At 70.1% G+C, this 15,506-nt stretch carries 12 protein-coding genes; 8 read left to right on the forward strand and 4 right to left on the reverse strand.

Annotation, left to right across the window (positions count from 1 at the left end; all coding sequences use genetic code 11):
* Nucleotides 1–161: 161 nt before the first annotated feature.
* From AOZ49_RS12315 to AOZ49_RS12325, 3 genes are all read left to right on the forward strand, one after another.
* Entirely contained in the window at nucleotides 162–1,226 is a 1,065-nt protein-coding gene (locus AOZ49_RS12315; RefSeq protein ID WP_054429188.1) for a LysR family transcriptional regulator, read from the forward strand.
* Between the two features lie 170 nt (nucleotides 1,227–1,396).
* Nucleotides 1,397–2,515, forward strand: coding sequence for an AI-2E family transporter (locus tag AOZ49_RS12320; protein WP_054429187.1), 1,119 nt, complete (start codon nucleotides 1,397–1,399; stop codon nucleotides 2,513–2,515).
* 133 nt (nucleotides 2,516–2,648) lie between these two features.
* Nucleotides 2,649–3,416 carry a phytanoyl-CoA dioxygenase family protein gene (locus AOZ49_RS12325; RefSeq protein WP_054429186.1) on the forward strand — a complete coding sequence of 256 codons (768 nt, stop codon included), beginning with the start codon at nucleotides 2,649–2,651 and terminating at the stop codon, nucleotides 3,414–3,416.
* 24 nt (nucleotides 3,417–3,440) lie between these two features.
* On the opposite strand, the gene AOZ49_RS12330 is transcribed toward AOZ49_RS12325, so the two are convergent.
* Nucleotides 3,441–4,886 (reverse strand): MFS transporter, encoded by a 1,446-nt coding sequence (locus AOZ49_RS12330; RefSeq protein WP_054475631.1) that lies wholly within the window; start codon nucleotides 4,884–4,886, stop codon nucleotides 3,441–3,443.
* 95 nt (nucleotides 4,887–4,981) lie between these two features.
* On the opposite strand from AOZ49_RS12330, the gene AOZ49_RS12335 reads away from it, so the two are divergent.
* The 4 genes from AOZ49_RS12335 (at nucleotide 4,982) to AOZ49_RS12350 (ending at nucleotide 8,715) form a co-directional block, all read left to right on the forward strand.
* Nucleotides 4,982–5,920 (forward strand): helix-turn-helix transcriptional regulator, encoded by a 939-nt coding sequence (locus AOZ49_RS12335; protein ID WP_231690323.1) that lies wholly within the window; start codon nucleotides 4,982–4,984, stop codon nucleotides 5,918–5,920.
* A 73-nt stretch (nucleotides 5,921–5,993) separates the two neighbouring features.
* On the forward strand, nucleotides 5,994–6,890 hold the full coding sequence (locus AOZ49_RS12340) for a DMT family transporter (RefSeq protein WP_054475633.1): 897 nt from the start codon (nucleotides 5,994–5,996) through the stop codon (nucleotides 6,888–6,890).
* Nucleotides 6,891–6,998: 108 nt separating this feature from the next.
* Nucleotides 6,999–7,874: a PadR family transcriptional regulator gene (locus tag AOZ49_RS33485; RefSeq protein ID WP_231690324.1), complete on the forward strand. Its 876-nt coding sequence runs from the start codon at nucleotides 6,999–7,001 to the stop codon at nucleotides 7,872–7,874.
* 25 nt (nucleotides 7,875–7,899) lie between these two features.
* On the forward strand, nucleotides 7,900–8,715 hold the full coding sequence (locus tag AOZ49_RS12350) for a siderophore-interacting protein (RefSeq protein ID WP_054475635.1): 816 nt from the start codon (nucleotides 7,900–7,902) through the stop codon (nucleotides 8,713–8,715).
* A gap of 43 nt (nucleotides 8,716–8,758) precedes the next feature.
* On the opposite strand, the gene AOZ49_RS12355 is transcribed toward AOZ49_RS12350, so the two are convergent.
* Nucleotides 8,759–9,637: a LysR family transcriptional regulator gene (locus AOZ49_RS12355; RefSeq protein WP_054475637.1), complete on the reverse strand. Its 879-nt coding sequence runs from the start codon at nucleotides 9,635–9,637 to the stop codon at nucleotides 8,759–8,761.
* Nucleotides 9,638–9,742: 105 nt separating this feature from the next.
* On the opposite strand from AOZ49_RS12355, the gene AOZ49_RS12360 reads away from it, so the two are divergent.
* Nucleotides 9,743–10,603, forward strand: coding sequence for an isocitrate lyase/PEP mutase family protein (locus tag AOZ49_RS12360; RefSeq protein ID WP_054429181.1), 861 nt, complete (start codon nucleotides 9,743–9,745; stop codon nucleotides 10,601–10,603).
* A gap of 42 nt (nucleotides 10,604–10,645) precedes the next feature.
* On the opposite strand, the gene AOZ49_RS12365 is transcribed toward AOZ49_RS12360, so the two are convergent.
* A complete protein-coding gene (locus tag AOZ49_RS12365; protein ID WP_054475639.1) occupies nucleotides 10,646–13,534 on the reverse strand; it encodes a WG repeat-containing protein in 2,889 nt (962 codons plus the stop codon).
* The coding region (locus tag AOZ49_RS12370) for a WG repeat-containing protein (protein ID WP_197286725.1) at nucleotides 13,531–15,506 on the reverse strand (1,976 nt) is incomplete at its 5' end. The genes AOZ49_RS12365 and AOZ49_RS12370, both read right to left, overlap by 4 nt.

A 15,506-nucleotide genomic window follows, 5' to 3' on the forward strand; every position in this document is an offset into this window, starting at 1 on the left:
GGCACGGGCACTTCAAGATGGTTTGCATTCTGAGTGTTTTGCGGGCGCGGATAAACACTGCTATCTCGGCAACACTGTTCGGTGGATTTGTCTAATCCCGGACCGTTTCGGGTTATGCTCCGTACACCCCGACCAAATTGCCCTTAAAGGACACCGTCGCCATGGACCGTTTTCAGGCTATGCAGGTGTTTGTGCGCGTCGTGGACGCCAATAGCTTCACCCGGGCGGCCGACAGCCTCTCGCTTCCGCGCACCACCGTCACCACCATCATCCAGAACCTCGAACGCCTGCTGGGCGTGCGCCTGCTCAACCGCACCACCCGCCGCATCGGCCTGACGCCCGACGGCGCCGGCTACTACCAGCATTGCGTGCGCATTCTCGCCGATGTCGAGGAAACCGAGGCCTGCTTCCAGGAAGCGGCCCTGCGCCTGAAGGGGCGGCTGCGCATCGACGTGCCGACCTGTATCGGCCGGCTGATCCTGATTCCGTCATTGTGTGATTTCCACGACAAGTACCCCGACGTCGAGCTGGTGCTCGGCCTGGGCGACCGTCCGGTGGACATGGTGCAGGAGGCCGTCGACTGCGTCATCCGCGCCGGCGACCTGGAAGACTCCAGCCTGGTGGCGCGCCGCATCGGCACGCTGCAGACCGTGACCTGCGCCTCGCCGACCTACGTCGCGCGCCATGGCATGCCGCAGACCATCGAGGAACTGCGCAACCACCACGCGGTGCATTATTTCTCCAGCCGCACCGGCCGCAACTGCGCCTGGGACTTCAAGATCGACGGCAAGCACCAGGAAGTGGACATGCGCGGCACCGTGGCGGTGAACGAGGCCGGCGCCTACCTGGATTGCGGCCTGAAGGGCTTCGGCCTGATCCAGACGCCGCGCTACATGGCGCTGCCGTACCTGCAGTCGGGCGAGCTGATCGAAGTGCTGCCGCAGTGGAAGCCCAGCGCCACCCCGATCTCGGTGCTGTATCCGCAAAGCCGCCAGCTGTCGCCCAAGGTGCGCGCCTTCGCCGACTGGGTCGCGGAACTGTTCGCCAGCTGCCCGCTGCTCAGCGGCCGCGATGAGACCGACCCGGCCGCCGCCAGCTGCGGCGTGTTCCAGCAGCGCCAGGTCAGCCAGGCCAAGCAGATGGCCGTGGCCGGCGTGGCCGCCGCCAACGAGCCCATGCCGCGCCGCCGCACCGCGCGCGAGGAAGCCGCGGAATACGCCCTGTAGGCGGGCGCATGGCGGGCCGCCTGGCCCGCCATGCCGGCAATTCGCCGGCAAAATCCTGGAAAACCCGGGAAACCCCGTAGTAAATACAGGCCTTGCGTCCCTCGTATTTCTGGAAACGTCTGTATAGTCCGACAGTCAAAGCCTCAACGCATTCACTGTCGATCCGCTCTATGCAGCCTGTACTTCCCGCTTACCTGATCGCCCGTTGGCTTTTGCTGCTCGTCCTGTTGGCGGGGGTGTATTTCCTCAGCGGCTTCCTGGTGCCCGCGCTGGCCGCGCTGATCATCGGTCTGGCCAGCTGGCCGCTGTACCAGCGGCTGGTCGCGCGCTGCGGCGGCCGCACCGCGCTGGCGGCCTCGCTGGCGCTGCTGGTGGTGATCGTGGTGCTGATCGTGCCGCTGTCGCTGGCGCTGTCGTACGCCATCAAGGAAGCCAGCACCTTCTTCGCCTGGGCCATCGCCGCCAACCGCCACGGCGTCGCGGTGCCGAACTGGATCACCTCGATGCCGGTGGTGGGCGACCGGCTTGGCGAATACTGGGAGGCCTACATCGGCCAGCCGCATGCGCTGGGCGCGCTGGTCGAAGCCGTCAGCGGCGAACACCTGGGCAATATCTACCGCATGGTGCTGGCCGCCACCGGCAATGTGTTCCAGCTGCTGCTGACCGTGCTGTTCATGCTGATCACGCTGTTCTTCGTCTACAAGGACGGCGTGCGCATGGTGGCGCAACTGGACGTGCTGGGCGAACGCATCCTGCCGGCGCGCTGGCAGCGTTTTTCGCGCGTGGTGCCGGCCACCATCAATTCCACCGTCACCGGCATGGGCCTGATCGCATTGGGCGAGGGCGTGGTGCTGGGCATCGCCTACTGGGTCGCGGGCGTGCCGTCGCCGGTGCTGCTGGGCGTGGTCACCGGCTTCATGGCCCTGATCCCCGGCGGCGCGCCGCTGTCGTTCACGCTGGTGTCGCTGTATCTGGTCGGTTCCGGCCACATGGTGGCGGGCATCGCGCTGATGGTGTGGGGCAGCGTCGAATTGTTCATCGTCGACAAGACGCTGCGCCCGCGCCTGGTGGGCGGCCCGGTCAAGCTGCCGTTCCTGCCGACCTTCTTCGGCCTGGTGGGCGGCGTGAAGACCATGGGCATCGTCGGGCTGTTCGTGGGCCCGGTGCTGATGGCGCTGCTGGTGGCCGTGTGGCGCGAATGGGTCAACCACGAGGAAGTCGAGCGCGACACCGCCCGGCTCAGGGCCGGCGCGCCGCCCGACAATACGCCGACCGGCGGCCAGGCCTAGCCGGGCCGGGGCTGCGGGTTTGGGTGTAATCTAGCTCTCCCGCGCTCGCCGGCGCCTCGTCCGGCACGCGCCTGCCGTGTGCGCAGACGCTTGCAGCTCATGCCGCGGGGTCTGAGGGTTTGGCAGGTTCATCATGTCCGGGTCATTGCAAGAAGATGAGTTAGCGGTCCTGCGCGAGCAGGGTTTCGTGGTCGCGCGCCAGTTCGCGGACCCGGCCGAGGTGGCGGCGCTGCGCGCGCTGGCCGAGCGCCATTTGCACGAGCACGTGGCGCCCATCGAATACGAGGCGGATCTGCGCTATCCCGGCGCCCCCGAGTCGCGCGACGCCGCAGGCGGCTTGACGGTGCGGCGCCTGCTCGGCGCCTACGGCCGCGATCCGCTGTTCGCGCAATGGGCCACCGACCCGCGCATCGGCCAGTCGCTGGCGCGCTATTTCGGCGAGACGCCGGTGCTGTCCACCGTGCACCACAACTGCGTGATGACCAAGCATCCGGCCTACGGCAGCCTGACCGGCTGGCACCAGGACATCCGCTACTGGTCGTTCTCCGACACCGACCTGGTGTCCTGTTGGCTGGCGCTCGGCGACGAGAACCGGGACAACGGCGGCCTGTCGTTCATCCCCGGTTCGCACGCGGCCGCGTTCCAGCCGGCGCAGTTCGACGAGAAGAAATTCTTCCGCGACGACGCGCCCGAAAATGCCGAATGGATCGGGCGCGCCGTCTGTCCCGAGCTGCGCGCCGGCGACCTGGTGTTCTTCCATTGCCGCACACTGCACGCGGCGCAGGGCAACCGCAGCGACCGCGTCAAGCTGTCGCTGGTGCACACCTATCATCCGCAGTCCTGCCATCCGCTGCCGGGCACCCGTTCGGCCAGCCAGCCGGGCGTGCCGTTGGCGCCATAGCGCCGCGTCCTCGGGATGGCGCCGTCAACGGCGCCGTCCCAGCCACCCCAGCAACAGCACTGACGCGCCGATGGCCGCGAGGTTGAAGCGCATCGCGCTGGCGAAGGCCTGCGCGTAGCGGTCGCCGACGGCCGCGTCCGCCAGCGCATCGAGCGTGCCGCTGAACAGCATGCCGGCGGCCGACACGCCCAGCGCCGCGCCGACCTGCTGCAAGGTGGCGACCACGCCCGCCGCCATGCCGGCCTGGCGGTCTTCCACCAGTCCCAATGCCAGGTTCACTAGCGGCGTGTTGACGGCGCCTTGCGCCGCGCCCAGCCAGACCAGCGCGGGCACCAGCGACCAGGGCGCGAGCGCGGCGCCGGCCGCGCCCACCTGCCACATCAGCGTGGCCGTGGCGCCGCCATACAGCAGCGCGGCCACGGTGACCGCGTGCGTGCCGAAGCGCGCCACCAGCCGCGGCGCCGCCATCGAGCCGGCCACGAAGCCGACGCTGGCCGGCGCGAACACCGTGCCCGCCGTCAGCGCATCCACGCCCAGCCCGATCTGCAACAGCAGGGCATAGCAGAGGAACATGGCGCTGGCGGTGGAGAACACCAGCGTCACCAGCAGGCAGCCCGCGGCGAAGCGCGGCTGCGCCAGTAGCGTCATGTCGACCAGCGGCGCGCGGCCGGCGGCGCCGGCGCGGCGCTGCATCCATACAAACAGCGCCAGCAACGCGACCGACGCCGCGCCGCGGGCCAGCGTCCACGTCGGCCAATGGCGCGCCGGGCCTTCGACCAGCGCCAGCAGCAATAGGCCCAGTCCCGCGCCGACCAGCGCCGAGCCGCCCCAATCCATCGGCGCGCCCGCGGCGTCGCGCGATTCCGGAATGTGGCGCGCCAACCGCCAGGCCAGCAGGCCGACCGGCACGTTCACCAGGAAGATCGTGCGCCATGCCAGCCCGAACAGATCGGCATGCACGATCCAGCCGCCCAGCACCTGGCCGGCGATGGCCGCCAGTCCCAGCGTCATGCCGAGCAGGCCGAAGGCCCGGCGCCGCGCATGGCCGTCGTAGCTGACGCGGATCAGCGCGTAGACCTGCGGGAACAGCATGGCCGCGGCCACGCCCTGCAGCACGCGCGCGCCGATCAGCGTGTTGGCGTCGGGCGCCAGGCCGCACAGCGCCGAGGCCAGCGCGAAGCCGGCCATGCCCAGCATGAACAGGCGCCGGCGGCCATGACGGTCGCCCAGCCGGCTGCCCGCGATCAGCAGCACGCCATAGGCCAGCTCGTAGGCGACGATGATGAAATTGATCTGCGCGAAGCTGGCCGCCAGCGTCGTCTGCATGCTGGGGATGGCGACGTTGACCACGAACAGGTCGAAGATCGTGATGAAGCCGCCGGACAGCAGCACGGCCAGGCCGAGCGGGCCGGGCGTGGCGGGCTGGGTGGCGGCATCGGGGCAGGGCGAGGGCAGGGTGGCGGAGGACATGGACAGGCCGCGGGAGTGGGGATCGGCGCTATTCTGTGGGCTGTTCGAGCCTCATACAATTTAGCTGTTTATGCTATTACTGAAGGCAATAGCCTATGCCCCGTTCCCCTTCGCATGACGCGGCGCCGGCCGCCGCGCCCGCGCCGCGAGCCGGCGCGCTCGGCACGGGCGCGCAGCGGCTGGACCGCACCCGCGCCGACCTCGCCGAATTCCTGCGGCTGCGCCGCGAGCGCCTGAGTCCGGCCGCGCTGGGCCTGCCCGCCGGCGGCCGTCGTCGTACCCCCGGCCTGCGGCGCGAGGAAGTGGCGGCGCTGGCCGGCGTCGGCCTGGCCTGGTACACCTGGTTCGAGCAGGGCCGCAACATCAGCGTGTCGGCCACCTTCCTGGAAAACCTGGCGCGCGTGCTGCGACTGGACGCGGCGGAACGGCGCCACCTGTACCTGCTGGCGCACCAGCGTCCGCCAGCCGAGCCGGGTCGCACCTGGTGCACCGTGCCGCCGCAGGTGCGACGCCTGATGGACGACCTGCCCGCGCGTCCCGCCTACATCCTCAACCTGCGCTGGGACGTGGTGGTGTGGAACGCCGCCGCCGAGCGCGTGTTCGGCTTTGGCGCGCAGCCGGCGGGGCGGCGCAACCTGCTGTGGATGCTGTTCGTGGATCCGGCGATGCGCGAGCTGTTCGTCGACTGGCCGGCGCAGGCGCCGGCGATGCTGTCCACCTTCCGGCGCGATTTCGCCTCGGCCTCGGGCGCGCCGGACATCACCGAACTGGTCGACGAACTGGAACGCGTCGCGCCCGAGTTCAAGGCCTGGTGGCGCGAGCACGACGTGCACGAAGCCTGCATGGGCGTGCGCAGCCTGCGCCTGCCGGCGCTGGGCGAGGTGGCGTTCGAGCATTCCACCTTGTCGGTCGATGAAAGCCGCCACCTGCGCCTGGTGGTGTACGCGCCCGCGCCGGACGAACCACAGGCCGCGGCTGTCGCGCGCTGGCTGGCGCGCAAGCCGCGCGCGGCCGCGCGTGGCTCCAGAGATTAGGCGCCGCGTGGCGCTACGGCGGGGGCGCGGCGCGCTTCTATAGTCGGGGCGATTCGCCACTTCCGCTCGCGCCATGTCCACTCAAATCCTGCCCCGCCGCCAGGCCCTGTCGCTGCTCGTCGTGGTGGTGCTGGCCTGGGGCTTCACCTGGGTCGTCAGCAAGCTGCTGCTGCAATACATGACCCCGATCTGGGCGGTGGCCGCGCGCAGCGTCGCCGGCGCCGCCGCGCTGCTGGCGCTGGGCCTGGCGCTGCGGCGGGTGGCGTGGCCGGTCAAGGCCGACATTCCCGTGATCCTGAGCGTGGGCCTGCTGCACATGGGCGCGTTCGCCGCCCTGGTCAGTCTTGGCCTGCAATACGTGCCGGCCGGCCGCTCGGTGGTGCTGGCCTACACCACGCCGCTGTGGGTCATTCCGGCCGCGCGCGTGTTCCTGGGCGAGCCGATCGGGGGCGGCCGGCAACTCGGGCTGGCGCTCGGCCTGCTGGGGCTGGTCGTCATCTTCAATCCGCTGGCGTTCGACTGGCGCAATCGCGAGGCCGTGTTCGGCAACGGCCTGGTGCTGCTGGCGGCGCTGTGCTGGGCCGCCAACATCGTCTATGTGCGCGCCCACCGCTGGGTCACGCCGCCGTTCGAGCTGGCGTTCTGGCAGGCGCTGCTGGCCTCCGGCGTGCTGGCCGCGGTCGCCTGGGCGGCCGAGGGCGCGCCGCGCGTGACGTGGAGCCCGGACCTGGGCTGGCTGCTGGGTTATGGCGGCGTGTTCGGCATCGCCGTGGCGTATTGGGCGGCGGTGAACGTGAACCGGTCCCTGCCCGCGGGCGTCACGTCGATCGGCCTGCTGGGCGTGCCGGTGGTCGGCCTGCTGTGTTCGGCGGTGGTGCTGCATGAGCCCCTGAGCGCGCCGCTGTTGCTGGGGATGGCATTGATCGTGGCCGGCATCGCCGCTGGCGTGCTCGACAAGACGCCCCGGTAGCGGCGTCACGCAAAAGGCGCTTGACGGCCGGGATCGTGTCTGTGTATCGTAAGACATATATCTTAAGATATGTTTTAAGTAACACGTCAGACTCCCAGCGAGGCCCCCATGCGCCATTTCCACTTCCTGACCGCCTTTGCCCGCGGCTCGCGCCATGAATCGCGCGAGCGCCACCACGGCCACCGTGGCCATCACGACCACCACGGCCACCACGATCATCACCACGGCCATCACGGCCATCCCGAATTCCACGATCATCGCGGTCGCCACGAATCCCTCGATCATCACGACCCCTACGAACGTCATGGCCACGCCGGCCACGGCGCGGATGGTCGCCACGAAGGCGGCCGCGGCCGTCATGGCCGTCATGCCGGCGGCGGGCGCGGCTGGTTTGGCGGCCCGTGGGGCGGCCACGGCCGGGGCGGCGATGCCGACGACAGCTTCGGAGGCGATGGCCGTCATTGGGCGCGCGGCCGCAAAGTCTCGGCCGACGACCTGCAACTGATGCTGCTCGGCCTGCTGGAACAGAACCCCAGCCACGGCTACGAGCTGATCAAGGCGCTGGGCGCGATGTCCAACGGCTTCTACACGCCCAGCCCGGGCATGGTGTATCCGGCGCTGACCTATCTGGAAGAACTGGGCTACGCCACCGTCGAGCAGGAAGGCAGCAAGAAGCGCTACCACCTGGCGGACCCGGGCCGCGAACACCTGGAAGCCAACCGCGAGCGCCTGTCGGTGATGTTCAACAAGCTCAAGCACGTGGCCCGCAAGATGGACTGGATGCGCCAGGCCTGGAGCGGCGAGCCGCGTCCCGCTACCGACGAGGAAGACGCCAGCGGCTGGATCGATGAGTTCGTGCACGCCCGCCAGGAGATCCGCCACGCGCTGCTGCAGCGCACCGAGGCGTCGCCCGCCGAACAACGTCGCATCGCCGCCATCCTGCGCCGCGCGACCGCGGAAATCACCGGCAAGAGCTGTGACTGATTCCGCCTATCCCATTGGAGACCCCATGACCCGTAGCGACCTGACTGTCGAACGCGTGCGCCATCCCCTGAAGATGCGCATCCTGACCGTGGCGCGCGTCGAGCGCATCGCCGGCCTGCTGGCCCGCGTCACCTTCACCGGCGACGACCTGCGCGACTTCGTGTCCGCGTCCTTCGACGACCACGTGAAACTGTTTTTCCCCGCCGATCCGTCGCAACCCCTGCTGTTGCCCGAGGTCGGCCCCGACGGCATCAAGTTCCCCGACGGCGCGCCGCGCCCCGCGGCGCGCGACTACACCCCGCGCCGCTATGACGCCGCGCGCGAGGAACTGGATATCGACTTCGTGCTGCACGGAGATGGCCCCGCCTCGACCTGGGCCGAGCAGGCCGAGGCCGGCCAGCGCCTGGGCATCGGCGGCCCGCGCGGCTCGTTCGTGGTGCCCAAGGGCTTCGATTGGCACGTGCTGATCGGCGACGAGACCGCGCTGCCCGCCATCGCCCGCCGCCTGGAGGAGTTGCCCGCGACCGCGCAGGCGCTGGTGCTGATCGAGGTGCCGTCTGCCGCCAACGAGATTGCCCTGCCGACCCGGGCACAGGCCGCGGTGCGCTGGCTGCATCGCGACGGCACCGCCGCCGGCTACAGCACGCTGCTCCTGGAGGCCGCGCGCGAGCTGGCGTTGCCGGCGGGCGAGGGCTATACCTGGATCGCGGCCGAGTCGGCCGTGGCCAAGGCGGTGCGTGAAATCATGGTGGCGCAGCACGGCGTCGACAAGAGCCGCATCCGCGCCGCCAGCTACTGGAAGCGCGGCGCCATCGCCGTGCACGAATCGCACGACGATTGACGCTGCGGGAATCAGGCCGCGGGTTCGGGCCGCGAGCGCGCGACTACCCCTGCGCCAGCGCCAGCAGGTTGGCCACGCGTCCACCGGGCGCATCGTCGCGCACCACCAGGCCCAGCACCGCGCGCGGCCAGTCCAGCGCGAAGGGGCGGTAGACCACGCCGTCCGGACGCAGGTGGCGCAGCGACGCCGGCACGATCGCCACGCCCATGCCCGCCGCCACCAGGTTCACCGCCGATGACAACTGCGGCGCGCGCTGGCCCGGCAGCGGGTTCAGCCCATGCTGGCGGCACGCCGCCATGATGTCGGCACTCAGGCCATAGCCGGACTTGCGCGAATACTGGATGAAGCGTTCCTGCGTCAGGTCGGCCGGCGCCAGCCGCTTGCGCCGCGCCAGCGCGTGGCCCAGCGGCAGCGCCACCACCAGCGGTTCTTCCGTCAGCTGCGTGAAGCGCAGGCCGCCATCCATCGCGAACGGCGGCCGCACGAAGGCCGCGTCGATCAGCCCTTCGCGCAGGCGCGCCACCAGCGTTTCGCTGTCGTCCTGCGACAGCGTCATTTCCACATCGGGGTATTGCTGCCGGTAGAGCCGGATCAATTCGGTCACGACCGGATGGAACGACGCCGATTCGGTGAAGCCCAGCGACAGTTCGCCGACCTCGCCGCGCGCGGCGCGCCGCGCCGTCCGCACCGCGTCCTGCGCGCGTTGCAGGATGTCCTGCGCGCAGGCCAGGAAGGCGCGGCCGGCGTCGTTCAGGCTGACCCCGCGGCCGCGGCGGTCGAACAGCGGCGTGCCGACTTCCTCTTCCAGCTGGCGGATCTGCTGCGACAGCGGCGGCTGCGCCATGCCCAGCTGCTCGGCCGCGCGGGTGAAGTGCTGGGCCTCGGCGGTGGCCACGAAATAGCGCAGGTGGCGCAGTTCCATATTGGTATCCAGAAAGTACCGATTATCAATTTTCCATATATTGGACATTCTAGTGTGGCGGAACGATGATGCGCACATCCCCTCTTCGTTTCCAAAGGAATGCGCATGGCTTCGACTCCCACCCCCGGCGCGCTGCTGCGCCGCCATCTGGCCCAGGACATCGTGGTGGCGCCCGGCGCCTACGATGGCATGTCGGCCCGCCTGGTGGCGGCGGCCGGCTTCAACGCCGTCTACGCCAGCGGCGGCGCCATCGCGCGCGCCGCGGGCTATCCCGACATCGGCCTGCTGAGCTTCACCGAGGTCATGGACCGGGTCGAGAAGATCGTCGACGCCAGCGGCCTGCCGGTGGTGGCCGACGCCGACACCGGCTTCGGCGGTTCGGCCAACGTCGAGCGCACGGTGCGCATCATGGAGCGCGCCGGCGTCGCGGCCTTCCATATCGAGGACCAGTCGTTTCCCAAGCGTTGCGGCCACCTGGACGACAAGAGCCTGGTGGACGCCGAGGAAATGTGCCGCAAGGTCCACATCGCGCGCCAGACGCTGGCCGATGCCGACACGCTGGTGATCGCGCGCACCGACGCAATCGCGGTGGAAGGCTTCGATGCCGCCATCGCGCGCGCCGAGCGCTATGTGAAGGCCGGCGCCGACATGGTGTTCGTCGAGGCGCCGGAAACGCTGGAGCAGATCCGCGCCATCGCCGACCGGCTGCCCGGCCTGAAGCTGATCAACATGTTCTATGGCGGCAAGACGCCGCTGGTGCCGCTGCCCGACCTGGCCGCGATGGGCTATCGCCTGGCGATCATTCCGTCGGACCTGCAACGCGCCGCCATCCACGCCATGCAGGCCACGCTGGCGGCGATCCGCGAGACCGGCGACAGCAGCGCGCTGGCCGACCGCCTGACCAGCTTCAAGGAGCGCGAAGAGATCGTGCAGACCCGCCGCTACCTGGCGCTGGACGCGCAGTAGCAGGGCCGGGGCGCGCGCCGGCTCGTTCCGGCGCGCGCGGCCTCACTGGCGGCAGCGCTGCGGCATCGACAGCGGCCACAGCCGCTGGTTATAGCTGCCGTGGAGCGTGCGGATGCCGCATTCCATGGTGACGCGCGCCACCATCGTGCCGCGCTCGTCCACGATCATCGAGAGATCCCGCGTCGACACCACGGCGCGCTGGTTGGCAAACGCCGAGGCCCACAGGTAGACCGGCGTGATCGCCAGCCGGCCCTGGCCGTCGGCGTAGCCGTAGCGGTCGCCGACCAGGACCGCCGCCAGGCCGTCGCGGCGCGGGCCGATGTAGCTGAACGTCGGTCCGCTCTCCACGCCCTTTTCGTTGACCGCGCGCATGTTGCCGTTGGGCAGCACTACGGCCGCCTCGCCTTCGGAGAACGAGGTCGCGGTGCCCGGCAGGGTCAGGCGTGTCTTGCCCGTGGTGTCGGTGTAGACAGTGACCGGGTTGCCGGCGGCGTCGGCGTCCGCGCGCAGCAGCCAGGCCGATCCCGTCGGCCAGTACCAGTCGCCGGCCGGCAGGCTGGCCACGGTCTTGCCGTGTTCGTCGATCAGGCGGGCGCCGTCTTCGCCGCTCACCAGCGCGCGTGCCGGCTTGCCCTGGAACCGCGTGCCGGGCACCGCGCCCGGCGCGATCTGCCAGCGGCCCTGGCCATCCACATAGCCGTGGCGGTCGGCGCGGCGGATGGCGAGCCAGGCGCCCATCGGCGTGTAGTTCGCGTCCTGCAGGTCGAGCGCGTCGGAGGCGTCGGGCGCGATGATCCAGCGGTTCTTCTGGCTGTAGGCCAGATAGGCGCCGCTGCCGTCGCGCGACACATCCAGCGCCGGCTGGAAGCTGGTCAGGACGCGTCCCTCGCGATTGAACAGCGCGGCCGGGCGGCGGTAGTCCTCTTCCTTCGAGCCCGCCTGGTACATCAGCCACAGCTTGTCGTTGACGCGGCGGGCGTCGTTGTGGCGCGGTGGCACGATCCACTTGCCCTGCGCATCGATCAGGCCCACCTTGTCCTTGCCGAGCGCGGCAATGGCGCGGCCGTCGTGGAACGCGCCGATGTACTGGAAGACCGGGGCCGACACTTCCTTGCCGGCGATGAAGTCGTACAGGCCCCAGGGGTCGCCCTCGGCCGCGGTCTTCAGGTAGCGCACCAGTCCCGGCGCGACCACTTCGGCCTCGAAGTAGTCGGGCAGGGCATAGGTCTTGCCGGCGCGGTCGATGAGGCGCGTCTCGCCCTTGGCGTAGATCAGCGCGTAGCCGTGACGGAAGGCGCCGATGTGCTGTTGCAGCGGCAGGTCCATCGGCTGGCCGCGGCCGTCGAGCAGCTGCACGCCCTCGTCGGTCTGCGCGGCGAAGCGCAACTGGTCGGCGGTCAGCGGCGCGGCCTCGGCGGCGTCCTCCGCCGTGTCGTTGTCGCGCGGGCCGTCCAGCGGCACGATCTCGCTCCAGTCCTTGCGGGTGGCGACGCTGCCGTCGGCCAGCAGCAGGCCGGCGCCGCCTTCCGTGCAGTGGCAATAGCCCTGGCCCAGCACGCCGAGCGGGCCGTCGGGCACGTCCGGCGGCATGTCGCGCAGTTGCGAGCCTTGCGCCGCTTCGACCGCCTCGGGTTGCAGCACCGCGCGGCCGTCGGCATCGATGGCGTTGAGCAGCTGGCCGTCCTGGCTGGAAACCCACAGCTTGCCCTGGCGCACCGCCAGCCGGCTGGCCTGCGCCAGCCAGGACGGCGCGTTGTCGCCTTGCAGCCAGGCGCCCTTGGGCGTCAGCAGGCCGGCGACATTGCCGGCCTTGTCGCGCAGCAGCAGATAGCCGCCTTCGTTCTGCTCGGGCTTGAGGTCGCGGCTGCCCAGCGTCAGGGCCTCGGCGCGTCCGGGCACATAGGCCTTGAGCGTGTCGCCCGAGCGGTAGACCAGCGTGTTGTCGTAGATATCCGAGGCGTTCGCTTCCTCGTTGGTGAGCGTGGCGATGGGCTGGCCGCGCGCGTCCAGCAGCGCGTAGCCCGTGGTCGGCAGTTGCGCGCTCCAGAACGCCTTGCCGACGCGGCCCAGGCGCTGATAGCGCTTGCCCTCGCCGATCAGCGCGCCCTGCTCGTCGATCAGCACCACCTCATCGTCGCCGATGCCGAGCGCCAGCGGGTCGTCCTTCTGCCGCGTGATGTCGCTGAACTTCGGTTCCATGCGCCAGTTCCAGTCGGCGTCGAGCAGGCCGTACATGCCATGGTCGTCGACGCCGATGAACAGGTCCTTGCCGTAGCTCGACACCACCCGCAGGCCATCCTTGGCGTAGCGGCGCTCGCCGTCGGGGGAGCGGTATTCCTCGCGGTAGGTGACGGACAGTTGCGCCGGCCGGCCCTCGCCCAGGATCACGTTGTCGACGCTGGCGTCGAGCGCGTCGCCCACGGCCTTGCCGCCGCGGTCGATCAGCTGGCGCTGGCCGTCCAGCGTCACCACCGCCAGCCCGGCCTCGACGAAGTCGCCGACGCTGTCATAGCGCGGCGGCACCGCCATCCTGCCCTTGCCGTCGATATAGCCCCACTTGCCCTTCCAGCGCACCGCGGCCAGGCCATGGTGGAAGTTGCCGACGCGTTCGAACTGCGGCTGCACCACGAGCTTGCCGTTGCCGTCGATGAAACCCCAGGCATGCCGGCGCAGCGACTGGTCGGTCGGCACGCGGTCGATTTCCTCCAGCGAGGACGGCAGCAGCACGGCGGCGCGATTGTCCGACAGCGGCCCGATGCAACCGGCGGGACCCTGGTAGTCCCGGATGTCGCGGCTGGTCGCGGCCGGATCCATCAGGCCGTCGACGCAGGGAATGCCGTTCTGGCGGTATTGCGCGTGGGCGGACAGCGACAGGCCGAGCGCGGCGACGGCGCAGGCGATACGGGTGGCGTGAAACGCGCGCGTGGTCATGATTGTTCTGCTTTGGTGGATTCGGGGACGGGCACGCCTTCGGTCCCGACGGCGTCGGGGCAGGTCAGCTTCTCGCGCGGCCAGGTCACGCGTTCCTGCGCGTCCATCACGATGATCTGGCCGCACAGCAGGCCGAAGGTGGCGGTGGTCTTGCCGCGGGTGTCGATGAATTCGAGCAGGCGATCGCGGCGCACCAGCGCGCGGCCCTCCTTGAAGTCGCCGGCCCAGCCGAACTCGGGCGGGATCACGTAGCGCCCGCTCAGGTCGATGTAGCCGAGCAGCTTGCCGCTGCGCTGGTCGCGCCGCGCCAGCGCCAGGCCGTCGCGCAGCGGACCGAGCTTGTTGAAGTAGGGGCCGACGATGCGCTTGCCGGCGGCATTGACGAAACCGTAGCGGTCGCCGCTGCCGCGATAGGCCACCACGCCCTCGCTGGCGGTGCGCTCCTCGACAGTGAACTCGCCCTTGAAGCGGGTGATTTCGCGGCCCTGCAGGTCGGTCATGACGCTTTCCGCCGCGTCGCTGTCGCGGAAGATCACCCGCTGCATGGAGGCCAGCGGCGTGCCATCGCCGAGCTTTTCGAGCAGGGCCTTGCCGTTTTCGTCCATGAGGCGGTAGCGCTGGCCGTCGTAGACGCGCGCCAGGCCCTCGGGCTGGACGAAGAACGGATTGAACTCGCCGCTGCTGGCGGAGACCTTGAGGTTGCCGCGCGCGTCGATCGCGCCGTTGCGCGAACGGTATTGCACGTAGATCCAGTCGCCGAACTGATCCTGGCGCTCGGGCACGCCGTCGAACAGGCGGGTCATGCCGCCGTCGGCGTCGAACAGCAGCGTGCCGCCGTCCTTGCCCTGTCCCAGGTAGCGGCCCTGTTTCAGGTCCCGCGGTTTCTCGTGCAGCACCACGCTGCGCTTGCCGCTGGGCAGATGGATCAGGCGGTAGTCGTCGCGGTAGCCCGAGTCATTCTTGCCTTTGGGCTCGCGCGCCAGCAGGTAGCCGTTGCCGAGGTAGTCCAGGTCGTAGCTGCCGGCGTAGGCGGCCGGCACGACCCACTTGCCATGGCGGTCGATGATGCCCCAGCGGTCGCGGTCCTGCGCCTTGGCCCAGTCGTCCTGGAAGTCCTCGATGCGGTCGAGCGTCGGCGCCACGGCGATGCTGGCGCCGCGGATGTTCCACAGGCCCCAGTGGCGGTTGCGGCGGTCGTCCTGCTTGTAGAAATAGAGCAGGTCGCCATTGATCTTTTCGCCGTTGACTTCGACGTGGGCCGGCAGCTTCTGCGCATTGCCGCGGGTGTCGATCAGCACGGCCTCGTCGCGGCTCATGGCCGGCGTGCGCGCCCAGCTGTAGGCGCCCTTGAAGCCGCCGATGCCGGCGTAGGTGGGCGGCAGGATCCAGTTGCCCTCGGCGTCGATGGCGCCGACGGTGCGCTTGCGCGTCTTCACCAGCAGCGGCGCGGCGGCGTCGTAGGTGCTCATGTCGTCCCAGTCGGGATTGGTGACGATCTTGCCCGAGCGCGTCAGGATGCCGGTGGGCTGCTGGTAGTCGTTCGGCCGCAGCAGGGCCAGCGGCAATTGGTCGGCGCCGGGCGCGGCCTCGCGCGAGCTGTCGTTGGCGCGCCGGGGGGAGAAGGGCAGCACGCGATATTGGCCCAGGCGTTCGGCGGTATCGCTGTCGAGCAACGCGGTGCCGTCGGCGCGGTAGATCTGGCGCAGCGTGGCTTCGCTGTCGGTGCCGGCCACCGCGACGCTGGTGGCGGCATCGGCCGCGGCTTCCCCGGCGTCGCTGGCGGCGGCATCGGCGGCGGCTTGCGTCGCGGCTTCGGCGGCGACCGGCGCCGCGTTGTCGGCCGCGGCATCGACGGCCGGGCCCGCGGCATCGACCGTCGCGGTATCGACCGCCGCGGCATCGGCCGCCGCGGCATCGACCGGCGGACCGGCGGCGTCGGCGGTCGTCGGTGTCGGCGCGGATTCGATGAGGG

Source organism: Achromobacter sp. 2789STDY5608615, from assembly GCF_001298995.1.
GTDB classification, from domain to species: domain Bacteria; phylum Pseudomonadota; class Gammaproteobacteria; order Burkholderiales; family Burkholderiaceae_B; genus Achromobacter; species Achromobacter insuavis.